The following is a 23,783-nucleotide window of genomic DNA, read 5'->3' on the forward strand; positions in this document are numbered from 1 at the left end:
TATCTACTCACTCACTTCGTCTGTAATAGTCATTCGTTCGGCTCTTTCCAACAGAAGCCTTATATCCAGGTTCTTACTTACTTCAGCCCAGTCTGGTCGCTCCTGGAATGGGTGACGGATATAATACGGTCCATCGACTTCATTGCCATCTACAATTACGATAGCTAGAATGAACTTATCCCCTTGGTTCAGGCCATACAGCATTTCATTCCGAGTAACTGTAATTGTATCCTGTCCTTTAGCGCGGCCCTTAACTTCTATATGACGATCTACTCCATACCTGCCATCTCCAAGTGGGATACGGGCAGTAACATCCCATCCGCACTTGTCAGCAGATACATCGATGACCTCGTGTCCAAGCAGTCTCTCTGCATCCATAACTGCCTGCATAGCCAACAATTCTATTCGCCTACGGCTGGCTGCATCCACAGAAGGCTGCTGACCTCTTCTTTGAGCAAGAAGTCCTGCTGGAATAACAAGTGCACCGCCAATAATAATCGGGGTTGCCGACACAACATGACGCTTGGCTTCCAACTCTTTATGACGTTGTTCTAACCGTGCGGTTAAATCATCAATCGTACGTCGGACGTTTTCAAGATGCATGCGTGGCTTTTTCCCTGCACTGATATCCTCCTGAAGCTTCAAATACCTGTCTTGCCAGTAATTGATCTCCACGATAAGCCGTTCATGTACAGCCTTAAGCGTCCGTTCGACTTCCAGTTCTCTACGTTGTCTGACTTCCTCGTAATGAGGCATTCCAATATGACCAGCCGCGAAACGGGATGCAAAGCCTTCTAGATCACCAGTTATCCATTGACCTTGAAGTACGTCAGCAACCAAGTGGCGCTCCTCGATAGCAGCTTTACGTAAATCAAGATGAGGTGCATATCCAGCAGAAGTAGCATTACCCTGCTCATCAATCGAAACAAACTGAATACGACGAGAAACTTCGCGGGATGTATTCTCGAAGTCATTTTCTCTTACCGCATGTTCCACCATAAAGAGCATCTTAGGCGTGATACCGTCATCGCTCTCATCAATTAGGACAGTACCTTGTTTAAGCTTCCCACGTTCCCGCTCCAAGATCAAGTCCGTTACGGATTGCATAAGCGGATGTCCCGTATGAATTAATGCTGCCTCACGTTTATCCTTCACTCTGATTAACTGCTTTTCAAAGCAAACACGTTCATACTTCGTTAAAACTGGTTTCCTATTGCGTGTTCGACCGCTGATTTGGCGATCCCGTTCACGAATCACGGCAGGAACATGAGATATTTCGTAGCGCTCTTGCTCACGTTCTTTCAGGTCTCCCCCAAGACGTGTGAACGCTTCGCGGAAAAAGGCTCTGATGAAGTAAGGTTGAAGCCTTCTCGCCTGTGCTTTCTCCATCTCATCCTTTACCTTATACATTTGTTCAAGCGTCATTACTTCTTCAGTGAGTGCATTTCGGTTCAAAATATCACGCAAATGCTCTGGGCTCAATGCTCCTTCCACTTGCTGTTGCAATTGGGCCTTAACATCTGGGCGATCACCGTATCTGATTGCATCTATTAGTAATTCGCGAAGCGAACGATGTTCAAACACCTTACCCAGTATATCAAATACACGACCGCCAAGGGCTTCGCGTTCGATTTCCAATTTGTTCAGTAATCGTTGGAACACATCGCCTTCACGTGTTTCAGCCGCGACCATATTCCACAGGTGACATACTTCCATTTGTCCAATCCGATGGATACGACCGAATCGTTGTTCTAGGCGGTTAGGGTTCCATGGAAGATCGTAATTTACCATCAGGTTAGCGTTCTGCAAGTTGACACCTTCACCAGCAGCGTCTGTTGCGATCAAGACAAGCGTATCATGGTCATGCCTGAATAGTTCCTGTACCTTTCTCCGATCATCCCGCTTCACTCCACCGTGAATCGTTACGACCGCCTTATCATTACCAAGCAATCCACTAATCTTATTTTGCAAATAATTCAGCGTGTCGCGATGCTCTGTAAAGATTATGAGCTTACGTCTATTGCCAGATGAATCACGCATCATGGGCTCATCCAGTAAGAGGCTTGAGAGCTGCGACCATTTAGTATCCTGATTGGATTGAACAACCTCACGCGCAACCTGCTCCAGATGCTTTAGCGACTGAATTTCCTTCTCCAATTCCTGAATCGTTTGCGCGGCGGTCGCTTGAGAAACAACTTCTTCTTCGAATTCCTCGTATTGCGTGTCCGCCATCTCTTCATCGGATTCATAGATATCATCTGGAACTTCATAAGTAGTATCCCAGGCGACTTTGCCGCGCTGTTGTACCTTCATTTCCTCAATACGGCGTTCCAAACGCTCCTTACGTTTCTTAAGCGATTGGTAGATGGCTTCAGGACTAGAAGCCAACCGTCGCTGTAGTGATGTCAACGCAAATCCAACTGTACCCTTGCGTTTCTTATCTTCCAGCTTATCGGCCTTGTCCATTTCTTCCTTAACATAGGTCGTCACCTTGCCATAGAGAGCGGCTTCCTTATCAGATAACTTGTAGTTAATCGTAATTGCTCTTCTCTCTGGAAAGAGTTTTGTCCCGTCGAACTTGTACAGTTCTTCTTTGACCATACGACGCATCAGATCGCTAACTTCGACTTGCTGTACTCCGTCTCTAAACTTCCCGTAGAAACGATCTGAATCAAGCAAGGAAAGGAACAATTGAAAATCCTCTTCTTTCCCATTATGGGGGGTTGCCGTCATCAAAAGAAAATGTCTTGTTATGCTGCCAGCAAGTTTACCAAGCTTGAATCGCTTGGTTTCATTTACTTTTTGGCCGTACCAGTTAGCTGACATCTTATGGGCTTCATCCACTACAATTAAATCCCAGTTCGTTGCCTTCAATTTTTCTTGAAGTTCTTCGCTTCGGCTTAACTGATCTAACCGAACGACAAGAAAGTCTCGCTCTTCGAATGGATTGCCTGATCGACTGGCGTTCTCAAGCTCTCGTGTAAACAATTCAAATTGTAAATCGAACTTCTCATACAGTTCATCCTGCCATTGTTCAACAAGACTGCCAGGAGCGATAATCAGAATACGTTTGGCATCTGCACGGATCATGAGCTCACGCATAAGCAGCCCAGCCATAATTGTTTTACCTGCCCCTGGGTCATCTGCAAGAACGAATCGTAATGGTTGACGAGGCAACATTGATTCGTACACAGCTGTGATCTGATGAGGCAATGGTTCAACGTTCGATGTATGTACGGCCATCATTGGATCAAATAAGTGGGCAACGTTAATCCGATACGCTTCTGCGGCTAACTTAAAAGCATCAGCATCTGCATCGAATGACCATGGGCGACCAGCTTGTGCTAATGATAAGTTTGTCTCGTCACTCCGAAAAAGCATACGCTCCTGAATGGCACCACTCATGGATTTGTAAACTACAGATATAGCGTCTGTACCTACTTGCTCAACCATCATGATCTTTGCAGACTCAGTTGGAAAAAGACCGTTGATTATTGAATCCTTCTTTACCTCTTCCAGCCTTAGCATATATAAACACCTTCTTATCTTGTTTGGTGGCTCATTATCGTTCATTGTCGGCTATACCATTAGTCCTATATACTTCGACATGCATGGTCAGATACCCTGCACCAGAAAAAGTAAAAAACACCCTAAATGGGTGCGAAATTGAAATAGACATTCGACTATCAAATACTCAATTTTAGAAATGCCTGATTATCTTCTTCAGCACATCCCACAGACGGAGATATGATAGCGAAATCAGACAAAGGTTGGCTCTTGACATTTTGTGTCCACAATAATACTATTGTTTTAGTGGCCACAAAATTAATTCTTGAGGTGATTATTATGAATCCAAAAAAACCAGGGCGACCTACAGATTCAGTAAAAGATAACATATTGAAGTTACGGATTGATTCCGATACCTTAGACAAGCTCGACGAATTGGCAGAAGAGCGGCAAACAAGTCGATCAGAAATTATTCGCAATGTAATCCCTGTTATCTCAAGTAAAGACTTCGAAAGCATGATCACTCTAGATAACCTTCAACGCTTGGAAAAGTATTCGAATCAATGTGTCGAATATTTTCAACAAGCCAATTTCAAATTGAAATTACAAGATGTTCAAGCTAACTTCCCAGCATTTGTGAGTGCTGGTGAACCTCCAGTGCTGAATATCAAAAAACCGACATACAAAATCAAGATACTATTATTCGGTAACACTGTAGCCGAACGTGTGCAAGAGTTATTAAAAGATGTTAGTGGTATTTCCCGCGTTTATTTAACCCCTAGTGCTGTCTTCAATAATAATCAAATGAGCATGGAATTTTTACCAGAGGTTATGTGCTTACAAACCACATTATCTGACAACATAGTCTTAAAAGATGCTGTGTGCGATATCTTATCAAGAAATCAAATTCTATTCGAGATTTGGCCTGCTTATAGTATTACAGGGCAAACCGTAAGAATCATTAACGAGAACAATGATTCTTATGTGGTGCCCGTGTAACAAATCAAATGCCTGTGTATGAAGAATTGATTAGCAGTCTTCGATCTATTAATGGGGACATGTTATCCTTGACCAACGTGTCCAAATGCCTACCATCCTGTCTTATGATTTTAAATATAGGAATGTATCTACCCACTATCTCAAAAGAAACTGGTTCTCCTATATTGTAGAATTAAATTGAAACAGTCACATTAATCAGGGCTGCGCATAATCAACTCTAGCCAGCCTTACCTTTTTTTAACTGCACCAAATCGTTATTAACTTATTATTCAGCATCAACGTAGTTATCAGGAACTCGTTCCCATGTGTTGCATTTTCGTCTTACTTCTCTCTTGAATTCACGAAACAACTGATACTCATCAAACTGTACCCCTGGTATGTTTGATTTGACAGCCTCACTAAGTGCTTTCCGCATTTCAGTTGACAAATGATCTACAATCTCTTCCATTTTAATTCTCGCCATTTACACGACCCCATTTCAAATGAATTTAAGGAATTACTGTCTCCAATCATCGGCAATAGTTGGCCAATCAAGCTTCCGTTCCTCAAGTCCCACCCATACATTCCAATAGTCTGGATCAGAAGACTCTGGTCTTTTTTCCAATGGCAGCTCCTTCATCTTAACAAGTACTGGTATTGGGGAAGCCCATCCCATTATAATCGCCTCACCAGCAGGTAAGCTTGGAAGCTCGGAAAGTAAACCTCCGAGATTATCAGGCACAAGCTTACTGACAAGTTCCTGATCTCTGTCGTTAACTATTCGATGCAAGAGAAAAGTATTGCACTGGGATAAAACTGTTGGGGACAGGTCTGAAGGTCTTTGAGAAGAAAGAACAAGCCCTAGACCAAATTTACGACCTTCTCTGGCGATCTTCTCAAATATCTTTCTGCACTCAATACTTGCTGAAGATGACTGATCGTCTGCAATGTCCCGTTTTATAAATGTATGGGCCTCTTCAAGCACAAGAACTGTTGGAAGTTCTTTTCCCTCGTTAAGCTTTTTATATCTTTGTACTGCTTCAAACACAATTCTTGAAATGACTGCTGCAATTACATGGAGCAAGTCCGAAGGTACTAGTGATAAGTCAATAACTGCTACTGGACCGTTTTGAGCTTGATCTTTACCAATATAGGACTCTAACCACTCTTCAAAAGTTAGATCATTCTCAGGCGCAACAACTTGATTAAAGCGCCTATCGCCAAGCATGGTCCTGATCCTCATTATTAGATACTGAATATTAGTTGCAGCGCCGCCCCCCGCTTCCGCAGCCAAGGCCTCTAAGTACTCAGGAAAATCTCCAATGTTAAATGAAACAGGTGAATCTGCATCAACTCCACTATCTGGAATCGACGCTTCAGTTTGAACTACAGATAGAAAGCTTGAAATTTCTTGATGAATATGGGTTAACACTGGTTCACTAAAATCATTAAAGTACTCTTTCCTTTTATGATTGTCAATGACTTCCCTACATTTCCCCTTCAAGGTGTTTAACCCTGTTTCCCACGTACTCGAGACCCCTAATGTACTCACCATAAGAAAGTAATGTTCACTTTCTTTAAAAATATTCTCAAGCAGTAGACCACAATTCTGCCTAGCGGGAAATCCTGAATAGCCAGCTGGTCCTTGTCCGATAATTGACCCAAGCTGCAAGAATCTTCCCTTGAAGACTCGAATCAACCTTCTTTCAATTGGATCACTTATTGACAGTCCTTCACGAATGCCCTTTAACGCTTGTGAGAGGATAGGTCTTTGCACCTGTGAAGATGCTCGTGAAAATGCTCCCCATTCATGGCTATTCCATAACCAAGCAGGAACCTTTAATTGTTCAGAAATCACATCTGGTTGAACTTTAAATACACGTGAACCGATATCAGAGAATGTATTTGAATACTCACCATTAGGATCTAGAATGATAAAACGCGCATTGACGTCTTCACTTTGCTGATCCGTCCCACTAACAGGTAGGATACCCAATTCCATTGACTCTTTTCTATCCTTCTTTGCTTCTTCCAATGACCAACGTATAATTCCTGCGACAGAACAAGATTTGCCACTTCCTGTGTTCCCAAGGATAGCTAAATGTCTGCCAAATATCTTATCTGGATCAATACTAACCAGAGCATTCTCAGCTAAAGGAGCCTTTCCAATTACAACACGTTTGTTGTTACCGCTTGCCTCTACTATTGATCTTAGTTGCCTTATTGTAGGCATACAAACCTTATCGCCAACAGATGGAAATATTGAGATGCCGCGGCGAAGTTCATAGGATTCAATATTTTCATTTGATCTACAAAGAGTTCCAAGAGGCACTACTGAAAGCTTTCTAGTCGGAAATGGCAAGTCAATCAAGCCGAAGTCCTTTAATCCTGTTCTTTTTGGGTACAAGGAGCGCTCTATTCCAATCCATGAAATCAATCCAACTACCGCACCTTGCTCATTTGGGATTAAAATATAGCCGTTTATTCTAGGAAACCCCCTTGGGATTCCTGCATTCATAGCAGTAGATTGTGGTGCGTCAGCATCCAAAATAACCTTAAACTCTCGAGGCGACACTGATTCGACTGTGCCTACGACTAGTGACGATAACCCTTCTATTGGAGTGGTCATACAGTTGACTCCCTTTCATCTACTTTCAAACTATTCTGTTCTGGGGGTTGCTGGGATTGTGCTCTTTTTGCAATCAATTCTGATTTTCTTATAGTAATCGTATCTATTGCAGATTTGGGCAGATAATGCTTTACCAAGTTACTGATATCTCCAAAATGGTTCCCAATCAACAAAGATATTTGAGCATCTCGTCCGACTCTTTCAACAAACTTAGGAATTCTGCCCCCTGCGGTATCAAATGAGATAATTACTAAGTGGGTAGATGGAATAGTGAGCATATCTGCGATAACCCGATTAATATGATCATCACCAAACCCATACCCATATGTAACAATCGCTGAATTGGGACGACACAGAGCGGCCGAGAAGTCCCTGAATAACTCAGCATAGGGATATTGAAGGGTTTCAACGTCTTTAGCTGGGTTTGGATATATCATTACTTTGTTAACAGGATCGTCAACATTATAAAAGTACTTGGAGGGAGCCCCAAAAGGTACAGGCCATTTTCTAAGTACCTTATCAGCATAGTGCCAATCGAGCGAACCGTGTAATTTGGCCAATTTCACAACGCCTTCAAGATATCGAGGTTCCCCTCTTATACCTGGTGGATTATAATGCATGTCTATGTCAATTCGCGAAGAGCGAAATATTGGTGTAAGTGTTCCTACAAAACGATCTATAACTCGTAAACCAATTAAATCGCATGCATACTCTATTAGCCTGTCGTAGTTTGTTGTAAAGATGTTCAAGCGTTCCCTTGTCGCAGTTCTGCTTGCAAAGCTCATCAAAAATGAAATTAGCACACTTTGAGCTATTTCCCCGTCAGGTGAGCCTTCTTTTATTTTTTCGTCAATACCTTGTTCCGTTTCTAATAAGCTTGTAATAAAGTCATTGAGTATCCTTGCTAACGCTTGCTTCCAATTAGGCAGTTCAGGGTCCTGAATTATCTCTAGCCCTTCCGTTAATGCTAATGCAGCTCGAATTTGATCTTCAATATTGGCTACTCCACGCCCACAAGCAATTGCCGACTTTTCTGCATAAGCATTCAACTGCTCTTCGTACTTACAACCGAACGAATCGATTCTCCCCATACCCGTCGCAGAAGATTTAGTTAAATAACCAATTGAAGACGTAAATCCGCTCCCTAATAGTAACGAGAGATGTTCGCTTTGAAATAATGCAGACAACCAAGGCTCAATTTGGGAGCGAGCCTCTTTTATCTCTTCCTTGGACAAACTCTTACTGAATTCCATATATTCTGAACCAGTGCGGTATATATTCGATGCCCAATCAGCCATATTGATTCCCCCTACATTATTAGGTCCGTACATTGTTAATCAAACACTAAAAAAGTTATTATCACATTTCGACTAATCACGACTATTCTCCTGCTTTTTGGAAAAAGAAAAAGCCCTCATAGAGGCTAAAAGTCCTATAAGAGCTATATCTTATCTCATCAAAGATCCTAGCTATGTATTTAGAAATGTGAGATATCCCCGCGCCACCTGAATGTCCTTGTAGGAAACATTCAGCATCTCGGCTTGCTGGTAGTAATCATTCACAATGTCTGGTTGCTTCTGTAGGAGCGTCATTAGCTTATACAACAATCCAATTGGACTATGGTTAAGTAAGTCTTTATTAATCACGATGTAAGCATTTCTTGGCCCAGCTTTCTTTATCGCTTCAAACTTAATCAGATTCTTGAACCGTTTTGCTACAGCAGTCTGTGATACACCTAACATTTTCGCAATTTCGGTTTGTGAAATTCGGCTTACACCATCCGAATCCTTGTTAGATGACAATATGTTGATAACGGAGATATAAGCATCTAATAGATATTGAGCATTTTCCTTTTGCTTTTCTGGGCTTGCCAACACTGAAAATCACACCCTTTTGAAAATAGTTCACAAAAGTCCCGAACTTTTTTCCAACATTCGACAAAGAAGGGCGAATAACCTGCTTTTGAGCAAAAGAAAAAGCGTCGCCGTGGACGCTCTTGCATATGGTCATGATGTTTTCTCTACTTCGTATTATTCGATCTTTCCAATACATATCTATGCTGGTTATCTGTGAAGCCGAGTGTGCCTGTTTCATACGGCACGAGATACGTCGTCCTTTCTTCACTACCTATTTTCAAAAGAACCCGATCAAGTTTTGCTTGGAGCTCGTACTTAAACGGAGTAGTTTCTTCCTTTCCATCAACGAAATAAGTAATAATGCCTCTGGATTCATCAGTGAAAGAAAGATTAACGACCAGTTCATCCGATCCAGGCGTATTCCACGTACCTTCATATGCAATCATAGGATTGTCAGTTTTGATTTCATCAACCGCACTTGATACTTTATCGTTTTCAGCGTAAAGTTCAACATTTGGTCCATCTTTATACGCCTTGATTCCCCTCTTTGTTACAACAATCATGCCATCATCCACGAGGATAGGAGCATATTCGATGAAGTCACTTTCCTGGTATTGCCATAACACATTGCCTGTATCTACATCCAGGGATAGGAGCGTGGAGTATCTCGCCGTTCCATTCTTTTGTTGATCGTCCCACATCGCATAATATACTTGATTATCGGCTACGGAGGAATTGGTGACTGCAACGCCATACATGTTCGTGAACGAGGGATTACCAATATTCTTACTCCATAGTTCCTTGCCATTCGAGGCATCCAGCATTATCGCTATGCCATTCTTCACTTCTGTTAAAAGAACCTTATTATCGAGCAGGGTAATCAGCGGCCTGTTCATCATATCAAAGCCATCGTTCTCATAGCTCCATTTGGCTTGCTTACTTTTCAAATCATAGGCCGTTACCCCGCCGCCAAGATCGGAAACTATCAGAAGCTTATTACTGGCAGCCACGCTACTTACAGGTGATCCGTGTTCGATGGTATCCAGTTCTTTGCCTGACTTCTCATTGATGGTATGTACGCCGCCTTCAAAGGGAAGATACAGCTTGTCTCCCGCTACAAATGGAGAAATCTTGAGTGAAACGCTATCCCCGTAGCTCCAACTTTCCTTACCAGTCTTTATGTCCAATGCCTTGAGGGTAATGCGGCCATCCTCAAGCTGTTCAGGAATGAATACGTGATTCGATGACGCGGCGGCTTCTGCTGGTCTTGCTTCGTAAGGAACTTCCTTCTTATATAGATGCTCCCACAGCAGCTCTCCTGAATCAGCATTCAGGGCATGAACCCCTGCATTATCAATAAAGCTGACCGTACCACTGGATACGGCGGGACGCGATATCATTCCATCAACATCATGCGTCCATAGCTCGTTTCCCGTCTTTGTATCAATGGCGTAGAGATACCGCAAATCAGCGACATACATAGCTTTCTCCGTCACTGTAGGTTCCAGCGGTGGGGTTTGAAACTGTTCCTCATTGTACCAATCCACACTTGCAATACCTTCAATTGCCTTGCCTTGGTATACTCCTGACGATTGCGTAGAGCTTGCGTTATTGCCGCATCCAGAGATCATTAGGCCGATTGAAATGGCCGCGATCCATCCATATCTCTTTCTAAACAACTTGTATTCCCCCCGCGATCTATTTGCGTTCTGTTCGCTCTTCATCGAAGAACATCTTATTGCGTACAGTCCAATCGATTCCGTTATGCTGCAACTCATATTGAAAGCTTTTTGTATAGTCCCAAGTCTTCTTCATGCCGTCATGTTTCCATGTGAATTCCGTACTTCCATCGAGAAACATCCTGCCATCCGTGGCCCCTTCTTTGACAGAGGTAAAATGCACTTTAACCGTCTTAGCTACTTCTGGGCCGTATTGATCGCCAATACTTTCCTTAACCAATTGCGTTACCTTGGCTTTAGCCCCACCGTCATTATTGTCTGTTGCATCAGCACCGCATCCAACAAGCATAAGCAGTGCGAGTATCATCGCCGCGGCCAATCCCATCTTTCTCATGCAAGCCCTCCTTTGCGAAATAATTTCCTTATACGATTTCCAGACTCACAAAAAATTGAACCCCAAGTTATGTATAGTAGAATGTTGTCGAAATTCCTAACTCGCCCACCCCCTCCCTGTGGCACTGTAGTTCTGCCACACTAGAACAAAATACCTACCATTCATGTTACGATTATATCATGCAATATATTGGTTAGTTAATATGATATGTTGCATTATAATGTTTCGACGATGATTCACTATTACTCTACTGTTTTTGGTAGAGGTGAGGGCATGGCTAGAAAATCAAGGGATGTTCAAAAGATCAAGACTGCCGTGGGTCAGCGGCTGCAAGGCTTCAGGAATCATCAAGGCAGAACTCAAGAGGATGTGGCTCATGAAGCCGATGTCCATCCTTCCTATATAACCAAACTGGAATCGGGCAGGTCTAATTGGACAATTGAAAGCTTGGATAACATTCTGAATGCTTTAGATGTATCGTACAGCGAGTTGTTCCATAACATTGATGAATCCAAGCACAGGATCGACAACACTGTGCTGATTCAGATTGTAAAGTTATTGGAAGGAAGAAGCCTCGAAGAGCAGCGTAAGGCACTGCAATTATTAAAGGCGTTATACAGCTAATCGTATAGCACGAACACTGGGCTCTGTTGCTTATCCCTAATGGGATAGGTAGCAGGGCCTTTTTTGCGATCATCGGCATTACAGAGATAACCAGGGCTGTGAGAGGACGCCCACGTTGGAGGGAGGTGAGCAGAATGGCAAGTTGCCTAAATGAATTGACCGATCAGCAGTTGTTGAACGTGCTTAAAGCAGCAAGAGAACTGGAATTGGATGCGGCATTTATCAGATTGATTGAAAGCGAGTTAGTGCGCCGCGACATCAACACTAACCCATGAAAGGAACGATGCACGTGAGCAAACAGCTACTGGTCACTAAGACCGCAAGGAATACGCAGTATCAGTTATACCGTGTCGATATGCTTCATCCTGCTACCTACAATGACTACAGAGGCACAATCATCGAGCAGAACGTGAGGATCACTGCATACGGCATCGTAGCAATTACATTCATCGGTCAAGAAGAAATCTATTATGATAGCGGCCCTCTCTCAGCACAGGGCTATCAGGTGAGCTGGCTATTCAACTATCTTCACAGGCTGGGATTCAATGATCTTGTTGAGATAAGGGAGGTGATATGGAGAGAACATGAGAGTTGGACGTGGAACCAATACGGCAATCCGTTCGGGAAGGTTGCTAATCAAACGCTTCGGAAACAAATAAGGAAACTGCTTCACTAAAGGGCTTCTGCTTGATACCTGGGAACGGGTATTAGTAGGAGCCCTTTTTCGTTTAACAGAGAACCCAATACAGGCCGAGTGAGATAAGGTCAAAGGGAGGGATTAACTTGGAGGAATTTCGTAAGAAGCTGAATGAGGCATCGGCTGCGTTGATTCTGTTAAGTAGATCGTTTGAGCAGCTTGAATTGGATCATTCCGATCTGCTTAGCAATGATTATCCATTCAGCGTGTGTCTACGTGAAGTTGTACACGACATGATGAACTGGCAGGAAACAATCAACAATTTGGATGTGATGAAGCGTGGAACAGAAACGGCAAATAGCTGATGATATGACCACTCTGGTTAGGCAACTCGTCGCTCAGAATTAGTTGGTTATGGCAGCTCGCGTCTTAGGGGTGTACTTCCAGCGTGTGTGGAAAGTTGACGAAATGCTAGCTAATCGGTATGTGTGTGGATATTTCGCTAAGTACTACCCTGAGCAGTTAGAGAAGCATTTGAAGCGAAATCATCGAGCCAGTTAAGGAGGTATGATACACGATGATTAAGCAGCTACAAGAGCGTAAAACGGCTCTACAGAGCGTTAAAAATCGTCTGAACGGCAAGGCATCTCTGAAAAGCGAGGACGGGCATAAATACTTACGTTGCCTGGCAATGCTCGTTAGTACGGAAATGCAGATCGAAGAACTGCAAGACAAAGCAAAACGGCCGCTCTGCGAAAGCGACCGCTAGTAATTCCTACTCGATTAAATGATAACTCAATAACTTATCACATTTCAAGGGGAGTAGCTTCGGCTGCTTCCCTATTTCAATTTCTTGGAGGTAATCCACAGTGAACATATACTCTATTAAAACAGCCTTAGCTGATGCTCTGTGCGTGAAAGAAGATAGTACTGTCATTCAAGAATTATTTACTCGATTTGTAACGCCATATGAACTGCTTGATGCTAATGAGTTGGAACTTACCCGCATTAAGGGTGTCGGCCCCGCGAAAGCTCGTCAGATCGTTTCTACGCTTAAGTTGGCCAGAGCATTGAACACCCCTCGTGAGAATCCTTCCATTATTCGTTCACCAAAAGATGTATTCGACATCATGCGCTTTACCGTTGGTCACCTGATGCATGAAGAGTTCTGGATTCTACCTCTGAACACCAAGAATCATGTTATTTGTAAGGAGAGAATCAGTGTCGGGACGCTTAATTCTGCAATTGTGCATTGCCGTGAAGTATATCGTTCTCTAATCCAGAGAGCAGCAGCAAGCTATATCGCAGTTCATAATCACCCCTCGCAAATTACGGACAGTTCACCCGAAGACGTTCAGTTAACAAAACGTTTAGCAGAAGCTGGAGAGTTACTCGGCATCGAATTACTTGATCATGTCATTGTATCGACCGACAGCTATTTTTCGATTAAAGAGCACGGGTTAATGTAGCTCATCGTTGGGAGTCGGCTTACTATGCTGGCTCCCTACTATATTACGCCTTCGGCTATGGGGGTGCGCTCGCGTTGCTCGCATTTGTGTTCGCACGTTCGCATCATACGCAGTTCTATGCATACAAAATCAAAATCAGTGGAGAAATGCTACTATGATCAACAATAACACAGTAATTACTGGATACGCTTTGCTTGCAGCTCGTGAAATGGGCTTCTCTAAGGCTGAACTTGAACAATTGGAGGTTATTATGCGGTCGGTGCTTGATGAGTACACGGAGGATGAAGCGGCCGATTTCTACCGTCAGAACTAGGAATGTAATTGCGGAGGAGCCAGTACTATGATTGGCTCTTCTTAAGTCCCGCATTAATCTCGGCATATGAGAGGATTGAGTTCGATGACTAAAGCAGTATACATCTCCCAACTTTCAAAGCAGGAGCAAGACGAGATAGCCGCAAAACTAAAGGCAATACTTATTGCAGAGGGTCTGTCAGAAATAGAGGTTTTCCGAACGGTTAAAGATGCAATGGATAGCAAATTAGCTGACCTTGCGTATCTACTCAACAATAATTGATTCATTTGGGGGAGCCAGTCAGCACGGCTGGCTCTTTCCTATTACTTCTCGTTCATTAGCGACCTTACACTGAATGTGTAGTTTGGATCAGCCAAACGATGTGCCATAATCTCCATTGCCAAATTTCCATTGTCATACGTAGGGGTATCTGAGCTTCGTTTCTTCTTTAGGTTCTCGTACAGGTTGATCATATGGGAGTTTGAGGCCTTTTGCGCTTCGGAACATGTACTCAACTCACTCTCACGTTTCAAAGCCTCTATTAGATCATCGTAATTATGCATTGTCATCATCGTCTCCTTCATCGTCTTCATCAGTGCTAAATCCAAATACATAATCTGCATAATACTCTTCGTCTTGCTCGTTCATTTCAATAGTGCTGTTCATGCTGGTTGTCCCCCTGTATCAATTTTTAGTGTATTCCTCGCCACCGACAGGCTACAGTATCGTACCCCATAGATCGGGATCATTATCGGTAATGGCCTTCCAATGTGCTCGTTGCTCATCAATAGTCATATCAAGCGGTTCATCAGGTGCATCCTGATCAATTTTGAATTGCAGAATGCCGTCTGAGTACATTTCTTCATATAAGTACGATTCGAACTCTTTTAATCGCCTCTTGGGGATTAGGCGCTGGCCAGTTTCAATAAGCGATATCGTCGATGCCTGCAAGCGGACAATCTTCCCTAGCTCTTCCTGGGAGAGATTATCATGAATTCTCTTAAGTTTGATTTGTTTATGCAGGGGCAACTGGTCAGGATCGATTAATACGCTCTTTCTTGCATTAAAAATACTCATGATATCGTTGGGGTCTTCCACGTACGCCTTATGGAAACCGAATTCCCCATATTTCTTTAGATCATCAAAATCCATAAACATCATTCCTTTGCAAGTTTCGTGCCTCCCCTCTGGTGTAAGAAAGGGAGGCTATATTAGGAAGGAGAACACGATACAGGGAACAGTTGGGAACCCGTATCGCTCTAACTCGAACGTAACCTTTTATTTCGTTATTTGTCAAACGGTTTATTTACTCAATTAATAATCCTCATTTCCTTTCTACGACCTTTACACCCATGAAGTACATATGAATTACCAAACCCTTGTATGACTAGGCTTTCGGGCTTCTAAGGTCGAATTCTCAAACAGTGGTATGGAGCACCTTCGATGGGGGGCTAAGCACAAAATCAAGTAATCACGCTTAATCATGGCTGGTTAAACACCGACTGTTAGCCATTCAATTGCTAAAGCAGGCTGCAATAATACGTGATATTATCGCTATATACTGGGAATTGGAGGATACAGGAATGATAAAGGAACTGGTACATGAGGATGCATTCAGGAAGTATCTTGGCAAGGTATTAAGCAGTGAGAGGCTAATACGCGATTGCATATCTCGCAGTCGCCGTGTAGAGCTACATGAAGGGAATCTATTAAAACATTACAATGTGGATTGCGGAAGCTCACTACTTGATCGTTTGTCTTACAGTAAAGATGATGCGAATCGGGGAATTGAACCAGCACACGGTATTTCATTCAAAGGAAGTAAGGGATACATATCCATATATGAAGGAACGGTATCATTGAAGCAAGCAGTGGTACATTACTTCGACTTCCTAAAGCAACAAGGATAATGGTGGTTCTTCCCCGCCGATCCGTAAGACCTAAAGGCAGCTCGCCGCAAGCAGGCTCTCCAAGCAAGTTGGAGAGGCGCAGGACAGCTTCTGTGCTTGCCAGTCGCATCGTAAAGGGCAAGCCGCTTACGCGGTCGCTGTGCGCCCCTTGACGTGCTTAATTTTGATCAAGAATCGTTTTGATGTGAAAGGAGTTACAATGCATGGAAATGAAACCCTTTGAATGGATATCGTTTATACTAGCTGCTGCAGCTGTTGTCGTCAGTGTATTCTCATGGTGGATTGCCCGCCGCAAAACTCAGGCCGATAAAAGAAATTCAGTTGCCGTCTTCTTTCGGAACCCAGGGTACACTATATCACGAAAAACCTCAACCCGTCGGTTGAGGTACGTGAACCCTATTTATTTAGTTATAATTGGTGACGCGACGCCCTCTCATAATTAGCTGCTTTAGTTCGTTATTTCGGAATGCTTCTTCAATGCAAGAAATCGGCAATAGTAATCTCCTGATCTCACTATAAATTCTCTCAAGCTCCTCCGAGTGGCCCCTTACTATCTTCCTATTCTTAACTATCCCTGAGTCGTTTAACTTTTCAGGTAATTCAAATAAATCATACTTCATACTTGTGTTATATTTCGGACTGAAAACGAAGCCTTTATTGAGCATCGGTGATTGATTATGATCACCGAAGTTCACGACACCGATAAATGGAATCGAAAGACATTTCCCTGTCGAAATGCCATTTACCCAATGTCCTATGCACCAAGTTCCACAAGGGGCCACACTGATCCCGTAACCATTGGGCTGGCCATTTTTCCATTCTCCGTAATACTCATCCATTTCACCGTACACCAGTTTAACTATTTTCCCCTCTTCACCGTGATTCCAATAGGTCTCACAATAACTTCCATCCATTTGAGTCAATCTGCCGAATCCATGATACTTGCCATTGTTCCATTCGCCTGTGTACTGCTCACCGTCCATAGGACTAGTGAAGGTCCCGTGTCCGTAAATCAAGCCATTTTTCCAATAACCTTCTGCAACCGCTCCCTGTAGATTTACCTTGTGGAAACCATTAAGCAGTTCACCATTAACCCGTGCTTTAATCGCTATCATCGAAATTGCCTCCTATGAAATTAATGTACCATCTATAATAAGTTCGTTGATATATTCATCATGGAGCCAGTAACCTTCTATAACAGTTCTATCGGGATATTTGAGTGAACCATATCCCTTTCGGACAACATTCCATGAAGGAGTTCCAGCGTTCACAATTATTGCGTCCCCCTTATAAACTGATCCATCACAATACTTGATGGTAACTGCTCCTACGACATCGAGCACATCGTTTACTTTCAGAGTTATTTCAGAACCATCTGGTTGCTTGATTCGCCAATTTGGAAGCATAACATCATGTCTCCAAGTAGCCATAATCGCTCTCCCATTCGGGTAAAACTCGGTGCCTACACCATGTCGCTTGTCATTTACATATGAGCCTTTGAAAACATATCCATCTGGCATCTTAACCGAGCACTTACCGTGGAGCATGTCATCTTTCCAGAATCCCTTAATCTCATAGCCTAGTCCTTCCATTACTCCATAGCCATGACGCGCTCCATTCTTCACTTCACCTGAATATGTTTTCCCGCTTCCGCAATCTGCTTTATGGATATGATATGACTCATTTGATTTCAAATAACTCATCCCCTCTGATCGGATAGTTTAAGTCGTAATAAATACCAATCAGTTCCACTACCAAAACTGCGTATGAACCGATACAATTACTTGACTCTTTCGCCTTGGCATTTGATGATTCATGATCTGCGTCCCCCTATCTTGACATCATCTTGTCCCATAAGCCCTTCTTACCTTCTTCCGTCGGTTGGCTAACGGCTTCTGATCCATGATTTTCAAAGACCTTCTGAATTGTCTTCATTCCTTCGTCTTCAACAACTACTGCGACAGCGACCATTCGCTTCAAGGTAATGAAGTCCTTCCCCGCTTTATCGACTTCCCAACCTAGCTCATCCAATTGCGCATTAAGGTATTCTCGCGCCGCGATCGTACTGACCACTTGCTTAGCGATCCTTCCACCGATTACTTCACAGTGGGATGATGTATTGGAAAGCGTAATCTCACTTACATCATCCAATTGTTGCCGAAGATGGTCTTGAATCCTGGTGATGACCAAAGCCTTTTCTACCGAACCAATCGTAGCCCTTGGCTTAGGTGCCGATGTCAGCGATTCAACAGTATGAATTAGAATCCATCTGCCATCGTGTGCGATATGACGCCCCTCCATGGCAATAATCTCGATATCCTGAATAACAGGAACATCTCGGATACTTGCCTGGCTAAAATCCTTAATTGCCGCCTCGCAGAAGAATACTCCGCTTTCTCGAACCATTGCATAAAGTGTACTCATAGTTTCCGCCTCCTTGGTATTTGAGGAATCTTTGTGGCTCGGATAAAGACTATCACGCCCATAATTATTTTTAAAGAGTTATCAAGAATATTACTTGCATCTCTTTATAGATACTAGATTCGTGGTATAATTAACATGGGAGGAGTACTCATGATAAAGAAAAACGCTGAATATAGAGGACGAATACTTGATGGTGATGATTTAATCCACTTCAACACATTAGGAGTCGGCCAGAAGCTGAGATACATAAGGGAGATATTAGAGGTTGAGTATGGAGAAGAGTTTTCGAGGAGTAGTGTTGCTAAGGTTAGCGGGGTTATTTCCCATCAAGGATTACATCACTTGGAAGTAAACAGTAAGCGAAAACCCAAGGCAAGGACATTAAATAGGCTAGCTGAAATGTATAACATCCCCCACTCGTTGCTTGCAGATAGTCATGATATGCCAAAAAGCAGGTTCAGATTTGACCCTGTACCGATCTTCATTGGAAAACCAGAAGATAAAGCCCTGTACCTTAAGGACATGGATGAACAACAGCATAACTCACACAGAGATATTGCTTCATTCATTCCTAAGGTCGATGATGTTTTAGAAGTCGATCTTGATATTGTTGTGTACGGCCCGCAATATCCTTTCATTCATAAGAAGCAGGTTGTTGCACACCGTGCAAAGCTCACAATGGACGATATCTCGACTATCCAAGAACTGATTGGCAAGCAGGTTGAAATTATAACAAGCCGTAGAGAAGCTCTTATGCAGCTCAAAGATAATCAAACATAGGAGGTTCGCCGCATGTCCATAACCAGCTTAATAGCCACGAATGACAAATTGAAATCACTTTTCGCTGCTATCTCCAATCTTAAGGAATCATTCATAGGGATGGATGGCGGCGATCCATTCCCATCTAAGCCTCAGATAATCGTACAGCGTGAAGGCCGCGCCAGTCCTATGATCGGACATGCATACGACTATCTCTTGAGAGCTTATGTGCAACGGTTGAATGGCATCCATGAGGAACGCGAGAATGGCGATCTAGCCGCTGTTGTCGCCGTTAATATCTTGGACAGAAAGAACATCTATGAGGCGTATACTGGAATCGTGGAGCGGCGAAATGCCTACATAACAGGAGAATCACCAATCACTCAAGCTATTGTTGGAGATTCAATCATTTTGGGGCAACTGGAGCAGTATTACCGCTCAGGTACGGGGGATATCCCATCAATTCTTCAATCTAGAGATGAGGATGTTCATGACCTCCAAAGACTCATACAAGCCACGGAAAGGCATCACCAGTGTTTCCAAGCAACGCAAGGAATAACGTGCAATCCGCGCTTTGGACAAGCCATAACAGCCCTTGTAGACGGCGCAGACGGTGACTTAATGATAGACAATACATTGATTGACATTAAGACGGAATCAGAATTCCGATGGAAGATTGGGCAAAGCCGCCAGCTTATTGCATATTGGATAATGTCGTGCCTATCACCTGGATTTACTCCTGAGATTAATCATCTGGCACTGTGGAATCCGCGATATTGCCGTATGGTTTCCATATCAGTAGAGGATATCTGCCGCGCATTTAACGTGATTGATTTCGTGGACTCATTCATTGCCATCATAACGGCTGACAACTTTGAAGGTAGTGCCCATCTCTCCCCTGACCAACGGAAATCTCACATCCAATCAGTAAAGGAAACATGGAACGCTGCCGACAATCCGACAAGGAAGCTATACAGATAAAGGGACGGTTGCCGCCGCCCCTCTACAGTTAATTAGCCAGGTTCAACCCCGTAACAACACGTTTGTTTGGAACGATGATCGGAGCCCTCATAGCTCCAGTTGTTGCTGAGATAGTGGACGATCCAAGTACAATCCTACTGCTGGATTGCAACTCCCTGTCCACTACCAACGGTATAAATGGCTGCTGAATAACAGGCACGTTCGGAACTTTATCCATCCATGGAAACAGTAAAGGCGGAAGAGGCACATTACTAATCACTGGCGCGATTCCCGCTTGGGCTATCCTCTTAAGATACTCCCTTTCTTGCCTCTCGTTCTCCGTATGTATACCGTTCGTACGCTTTACAATAAATCCGAGCAAGGTATCTGCCCACTTCTCCCCATGCATTTCTTTAAGCCGATGATGGATATCCCGCTCATTGGTCATAACAAGACTGGATAGATTGAGCCGCCGCAAAAACCTCTCCAGGTAGTCATTAACGAATGATTCCGACATGACATGTCCAAGTTGCTGTGACTTAACATGCCGATTCATATCGTAATGAACCACACCAACTTCAAATCGCATCACGTTTTGGCTAAGTTCAAGATCGCGCTTATCTTGGCACCCTTTCTCGATGAGTTGAGCCCTCTTATCGTAGAACTTACAGTCCTTAGAGCCATTCTCGAAGGCCGCAGTTTCATACCGATAATTAACTGTCTTGTATCCCGCCAACGAAAGCTGTGCAATAGCCTGCACTTGAGCCGCAACATCAGGCACCTTGAAATCATAGTACGCATCCCCGCTTCTGACCCTCCACTGATCGGCGGGCCGCAAAAACTCAATGGCTAAGTCATTAACGAATGATTGCTGTAACTTATCGATAAAGGCGGATACATGAGTAGCATCCATACGCTTCATACGGTATCCGAACATGAAGTATGAGCAACAAGGAATAGTTATAGTTACTCTCCCTCTGTCCTTGTTGAACTTGAGTCTAGGCATTAGTGGATCGTTCTGTAGCTCGTAGGAGAAGGTGGTAAGCTCGTCCTCTTCTTCTTCCCCTGGGTTAAGATACTTTACCCTAGCTCTCTGATCCATCATACACTTTAGTCCTGTTTCTGGTATTCTACAATCCGCTACTATGGTGAGTGTATCGAACATAATGGTGTGCCTCCTACGAGAATTTGTATAACAATCGGGTTATTATATTGGAGCATGAACGCTTCAACCTGATCTGCATGTATCCGATCTAAGCGAAGCGTAAGGAAGTTGTTCATGGCGAATCATCTCCGTTTCGGTTTATTACGAACGATCATAACATATACATTTCATTTACGCAACATGTTTTATTGCGTTTACGCAACATATGTGATATACTATTCCTACAGAAGAGAAAGGAACGTGAATCCAGATGGGATTTATACCTTATGTAATAACAGAAGAAGACCTTAAAACGCTCAGCGGGTTTCAACACCTAGGCGAAATCCACAAATACATCCGTGAGACAGCGGAGTCACGGAATCCTGGCATGTTTACGATTAATGCCTTGGCCGACAAGATCGGCACATCCCCTTCTACGCTTTCCAGATATGAATCGGGGAAACAGCGTGAGCTGAAAGCAGCATTACTTTCCAAAATCGCCCAAGCGATATCAGTTCCCATCGAAGTCTTCCAGTTGGAATACTACATGGATGACCCTAGGCCATTTACGATATGCGGAATAACGTCATCCATTAAGAACTTCGACTTGCTCGAACCTACGCATCGAATGCATCTGAGCCTGAAAGCATATTCACCAGCGGGAGTTATGCATGAAGAAGTAGACGAGATCGTAGAAATGAGCGTATTGGAATATGAAGAGTTTATCGAGGAAGTGAAACATCTAATTCAGAAGGTTAGATCGCGCCGCAATACGTGGATGAGGAAGAAGGCTGCTGTAGAACAAATGAATATTACCAATCCTACATAAGCACAGGAAAGCCAGAGGATGGACATGTAGGCGATAGTAACACATATTGGCAGCCACTACAATCGAGATACTATGCGCCTACAAATACCCCCTACTTATGGTTTCCATTCAAAATTAGGATACTGCTGCTTCAAAACATAAAGCTCATTTAGCCGAGCAATAAAGTGCTCTTGAACGACTTGGATATGATCGGCGGCGGACAAGAATTCAAGTAGATTCTTATCGTAATAAATGGTTGCCCAGGATGTGTTGTCATCCATATCTTGCGATTCCCAGCCTTCATTCTGTTCTACAAACTCATTCATAGCTTGTATCAGTCCAGCGCGATTAGGGCATTTCGGATTTACTTGGAACAATATCGACACGAGTGGATATTCATCATTGGTTAGATAGAATCCAAAGTTAATAACGGTAAAGTTGCCCTGGTCATTCTGCTTCATGTAGCGTCCATAATCCCTTAACTGAGCAAATCGGTTTGTCCAGCCTGTCGATCTATTGAAGAGGGCAGTTACCGTTTCTTCAACAGGACCGTCCAGACAGGCATCCATCATTCTTATTAGCCGCTCCATATGCTGGATCGCGTAGATATCCTGCGGAACGAATCTTCTGCTGTCGTTCAAATGTATCTCCTCCATGTATCCTAAGAATAGATCGATCAATTCACTTCGATGTCCTTGCAGCCAATTGTATATTTGATACCAGCGCACCTGGTCAAACGTTGCCGCATTCCCATTCTGAATAATATCGCTCTTCTTCTTGGGATCATAAGTCTTTGTTATGTATATAAGGTGCGTTTGGCAGCCGTCAGCCTCATAGCTCCGTAAGTGATCGGCATATCGCTTCAATTGCTGGTAGCCCTCTCCAGTACCAAGCTTATTCTCAATAAACAAGATGTGCGGCTTATCCCTATCGGAGAAACGAATCATCATATCAGGACGGCTATCCGATATATGGTCTACCTGCTTCGCATATGTCTTCTGAGTTGTTACCTCTCGAATATCCATGCTGCTTATGCTTATTCCAGTAAGCGTCCGAAGGAAGTCGAGAAGAAGCCCGTCTTTCTCTAAGATTTCAGCGAAGATTTCCGTTAGATAATCCTCTTGCTGATTGCGATCTTTATTACCGAGCAATCGATACAGACGCATCAATAGTGAACTCATACATATAACACCACTCTTCATATCCGATTACAACTACTCAGCGGTATAAGAAAAGAGACACCTGTGTGCAGTGCCCCAAACCTCATCATTATTTATTTAGCTTCTCATCGATATCGGCAATATCGTCAAGGCTGTCTGGACCGAACCAATCTGACAGTTTCGCCCTTGCTTTAGACTTTACCTCGTCATCGATATAGACAGCGACGATAGCCAAAGCTGCGGCCAACGCCCCTAGATCATCACTAAACCCTACAACTGGGGTAATATCAGGAATCGCATCAACTGGAGATATAAAATACGCTAGCGCTCCGATAATAACCGTCTTGGCCCAGGCTGGTGTCTTAGGATTCTGTAGAGCAAAATAGAGCAACAGAGCCGCATATACTACCTTACAACCCGCCTTCTTCGCAAACTTCTTCAGCTTCTCCCAGAATGATTCATCGGTATAGTTTGAATTTGATACCTCTTGCTCCGACACGCTTATCATCTCCTTGTTGTCACTATCGAATAGGACTTTTGCAACCCATAACTC

The 23,783-nt window shown here is 43.4% G+C and carries 27 protein-coding genes; 13 read left to right on the plus strand and 14 right to left on the minus strand.

Annotated features, from left to right (window positions below):
• Positions 1-3: 3 nt before the first annotated feature.
• Complete coding sequence (locus tag D3P07_RS00970) at positions 4-3,528, minus strand: helicase-related protein (protein ID WP_119798231.1); 3,525 nt, start codon at positions 3,526-3,528, stop codon at positions 4-6.
• Positions 3,529-3,846: 318 nt separating this feature from the next.
• Here D3P07_RS00970 and D3P07_RS00975 point away from each other — a divergent pair, with 318 nt between their 5' ends.
• Positions 3,847-4,506: a ribbon-helix-helix domain-containing protein gene (locus D3P07_RS00975; RefSeq protein ID WP_119798924.1), complete on the plus strand. Its 660-nt coding sequence runs from the start codon at positions 3,847-3,849 to the stop codon at positions 4,504-4,506.
• Between the two features lie 265 nt (positions 4,507-4,771).
• On the opposite strand, the gene D3P07_RS00980 is transcribed toward D3P07_RS00975, so the two are convergent.
• The 6 genes from D3P07_RS00980 to D3P07_RS01005 all read right to left on the minus strand — a co-directional run bounded on the left by D3P07_RS00980 (position 4,772) and on the right by D3P07_RS01005 (position 11,043).
• A complete protein-coding gene (locus tag D3P07_RS00980; protein WP_119798232.1) occupies positions 4,772-4,969 on the minus strand; it encodes a hypothetical protein in 198 nt (65 codons plus the stop codon).
• A 33-nt stretch (positions 4,970-5,002) separates the two neighbouring features.
• The gene (locus D3P07_RS00985) at positions 5,003-7,114 is read right to left on the minus strand and encodes an ATP-binding protein (RefSeq protein WP_119798233.1); all 2,112 of its coding nucleotides are present in this window, start codon (positions 7,112-7,114) and stop codon (positions 5,003-5,005) included.
• The gene (locus D3P07_RS00990; RefSeq protein ID WP_119798234.1) at positions 7,111-8,412 is read right to left on the minus strand and encodes an SIR2 family protein; all 1,302 of its coding nucleotides are present in this window, start codon (positions 8,410-8,412) and stop codon (positions 7,111-7,113) included. Before D3P07_RS00990 ends, D3P07_RS00985 begins: the two co-directional genes overlap by 4 nt.
• A 171-nt stretch (positions 8,413-8,583) precedes the next feature.
• On the minus strand, positions 8,584-8,991 hold the full coding sequence (locus tag D3P07_RS00995) for an AsnC family transcriptional regulator (RefSeq protein ID WP_119798235.1): 408 nt from the start codon (positions 8,989-8,991) through the stop codon (positions 8,584-8,586).
• A gap of 143 nt (positions 8,992-9,134) precedes the next feature.
• Positions 9,135-10,649 (minus strand): outer membrane protein assembly factor BamB family protein, encoded by a 1,515-nt coding sequence (locus D3P07_RS01000; RefSeq protein WP_182914127.1) that lies wholly within the window; start codon positions 10,647-10,649, stop codon positions 9,135-9,137.
• Between the two features lie 19 nt (positions 10,650-10,668).
• Entirely contained in the window at positions 10,669-11,043 is a 375-nt protein-coding gene (locus D3P07_RS01005; protein ID WP_119798237.1) for a hypothetical protein, read from the minus strand.
• 273 nt (positions 11,044-11,316) lie between these two features.
• Between D3P07_RS01005 and D3P07_RS01010 the strand changes: the two genes are divergently transcribed.
• From D3P07_RS01010 to D3P07_RS26805, 8 genes are all read left to right on the plus strand, one after another.
• Complete coding sequence (locus tag D3P07_RS01010) at positions 11,317-11,667, plus strand: helix-turn-helix domain-containing protein (protein WP_182914128.1); 351 nt, start codon at positions 11,317-11,319, stop codon at positions 11,665-11,667.
• A 134-nt stretch (positions 11,668-11,801) separates the two neighbouring features.
• The gene (gene sda / locus D3P07_RS01015; RefSeq protein WP_119798239.1) at positions 11,802-11,942 is read left to right on the plus strand and encodes a sporulation histidine kinase inhibitor Sda; all 141 of its coding nucleotides are present in this window, start codon (positions 11,802-11,804) and stop codon (positions 11,940-11,942) included.
• Positions 11,943-11,956: 14 nt separating this feature from the next.
• Complete coding sequence (locus D3P07_RS01020; RefSeq protein ID WP_147384465.1) at positions 11,957-12,343, plus strand: hypothetical protein; 387 nt, start codon at positions 11,957-11,959, stop codon at positions 12,341-12,343.
• A gap of 107 nt (positions 12,344-12,450) precedes the next feature.
• The gene (locus tag D3P07_RS01025) at positions 12,451-12,669 is read left to right on the plus strand and encodes a hypothetical protein (protein ID WP_119798241.1); all 219 of its coding nucleotides are present in this window, start codon (positions 12,451-12,453) and stop codon (positions 12,667-12,669) included.
• 212 nt (positions 12,670-12,881) lie between these two features.
• Positions 12,882-13,073 (plus strand): hypothetical protein, encoded by a 192-nt coding sequence (locus D3P07_RS01030; protein ID WP_119798242.1) that lies wholly within the window; start codon positions 12,882-12,884, stop codon positions 13,071-13,073.
• A 100-nt stretch (positions 13,074-13,173) separates the two neighbouring features.
• On the plus strand, positions 13,174-13,773 hold the full coding sequence (locus tag D3P07_RS01035; RefSeq protein WP_119798243.1) for a JAB domain-containing protein: 600 nt from the start codon (positions 13,174-13,176) through the stop codon (positions 13,771-13,773).
• Between the two features lie 154 nt (positions 13,774-13,927).
• Positions 13,928-14,086 (plus strand): hypothetical protein, encoded by a 159-nt coding sequence (locus D3P07_RS26800; RefSeq protein WP_182914129.1) that lies wholly within the window; start codon positions 13,928-13,930, stop codon positions 14,084-14,086.
• 84 nt (positions 14,087-14,170) lie between these two features.
• Positions 14,171-14,347, plus strand: a complete 177-nt coding sequence (locus tag D3P07_RS26805) for a hypothetical protein (RefSeq protein WP_182914130.1) — start codon at positions 14,171-14,173, stop codon at positions 14,345-14,347.
• A 435-nt stretch (positions 14,348-14,782) separates the two neighbouring features.
• Here D3P07_RS26805 and D3P07_RS01045 read toward each other — a convergent pair whose 3' ends face one another.
• The gene (locus D3P07_RS01045; protein ID WP_182914131.1) at positions 14,783-15,217 is read right to left on the minus strand and encodes a helix-turn-helix domain-containing protein; all 435 of its coding nucleotides are present in this window, start codon (positions 15,215-15,217) and stop codon (positions 14,783-14,785) included.
• 431 nt (positions 15,218-15,648) lie between these two features.
• Between D3P07_RS01045 and D3P07_RS01050 the strand changes: the two genes are divergently transcribed.
• Positions 15,649-15,975 (plus strand): hypothetical protein, encoded by a 327-nt coding sequence (locus D3P07_RS01050; RefSeq protein WP_119798246.1) that lies wholly within the window; start codon positions 15,649-15,651, stop codon positions 15,973-15,975.
• Between the two features lie 404 nt (positions 15,976-16,379).
• Here D3P07_RS01050 and D3P07_RS01055 read toward each other — a convergent pair whose 3' ends face one another.
• The 3 genes from D3P07_RS01055 to D3P07_RS01065 all read right to left on the minus strand — a co-directional run bounded on the left by D3P07_RS01055 (position 16,380) and on the right by D3P07_RS01065 (position 18,399).
• Positions 16,380-17,090, minus strand: coding sequence for an MORN repeat-containing protein (locus D3P07_RS01055; protein WP_119798247.1), 711 nt, complete (start codon positions 17,088-17,090; stop codon positions 16,380-16,382).
• Between the two features lie 12 nt (positions 17,091-17,102).
• Positions 17,103-17,669, minus strand: coding sequence for an MORN repeat-containing protein (locus D3P07_RS01060; RefSeq protein ID WP_182914132.1), 567 nt, complete (start codon positions 17,667-17,669; stop codon positions 17,103-17,105).
• A gap of 136 nt (positions 17,670-17,805) precedes the next feature.
• Positions 17,806-18,399: a hypothetical protein gene (locus D3P07_RS01065; RefSeq protein ID WP_119798249.1), complete on the minus strand. Its 594-nt coding sequence runs from the start codon at positions 18,397-18,399 to the stop codon at positions 17,806-17,808.
• A gap of 150 nt (positions 18,400-18,549) precedes the next feature.
• Between D3P07_RS01065 and D3P07_RS01070 the strand changes: the two genes are divergently transcribed.
• Entirely contained in the window at positions 18,550-19,179 is a 630-nt protein-coding gene (locus D3P07_RS01070) for a hypothetical protein (protein WP_119798250.1), read from the plus strand.
• 12 nt (positions 19,180-19,191) lie between these two features.
• The gene (locus tag D3P07_RS01075) at positions 19,192-20,139 is read left to right on the plus strand and encodes a hypothetical protein (RefSeq protein ID WP_119798251.1); all 948 of its coding nucleotides are present in this window, start codon (positions 19,192-19,194) and stop codon (positions 20,137-20,139) included.
• Between the two features lie 28 nt (positions 20,140-20,167).
• On the opposite strand, the gene D3P07_RS01080 is transcribed toward D3P07_RS01075, so the two are convergent.
• Positions 20,168-21,283 carry a hypothetical protein gene (locus D3P07_RS01080; RefSeq protein ID WP_119798252.1) on the minus strand — a complete coding sequence of 372 codons (1,116 nt, stop codon included), beginning with the start codon at positions 21,281-21,283 and terminating at the stop codon, positions 20,168-20,170.
• A 250-nt stretch (positions 21,284-21,533) separates the two neighbouring features.
• Between D3P07_RS01080 and D3P07_RS01085 the strand changes: the two genes are divergently transcribed.
• On the plus strand, positions 21,534-22,091 hold the full coding sequence (locus D3P07_RS01085; protein ID WP_119798253.1) for a helix-turn-helix domain-containing protein: 558 nt from the start codon (positions 21,534-21,536) through the stop codon (positions 22,089-22,091).
• Positions 22,092-22,186: 95 nt separating this feature from the next.
• On the opposite strand, the gene D3P07_RS01090 is transcribed toward D3P07_RS01085, so the two are convergent.
• Both D3P07_RS01090 and D3P07_RS01095 read right to left on the minus strand, forming a co-directional pair.
• Complete coding sequence (locus D3P07_RS01090) at positions 22,187-23,251, minus strand: PD-(D/E)XK nuclease family protein (RefSeq protein WP_182914133.1); 1,065 nt, start codon at positions 23,249-23,251, stop codon at positions 22,187-22,189.
• A gap of 88 nt (positions 23,252-23,339) precedes the next feature.
• Positions 23,340-23,738, minus strand: a complete 399-nt coding sequence (locus D3P07_RS01095; RefSeq protein WP_119798255.1) for a YkvA family protein — start codon at positions 23,736-23,738, stop codon at positions 23,340-23,342.
• Between the last annotated feature and the right edge of the window lie 45 nt (positions 23,739-23,783).

The sequence above is a fragment of the Paenibacillus sp. 1011MAR3C5 genome, from assembly GCF_003591485.1.
In the GTDB taxonomy this organism is placed as follows: Bacteria; Bacillota; Bacilli; order Paenibacillales; family Paenibacillaceae; genus Pristimantibacillus.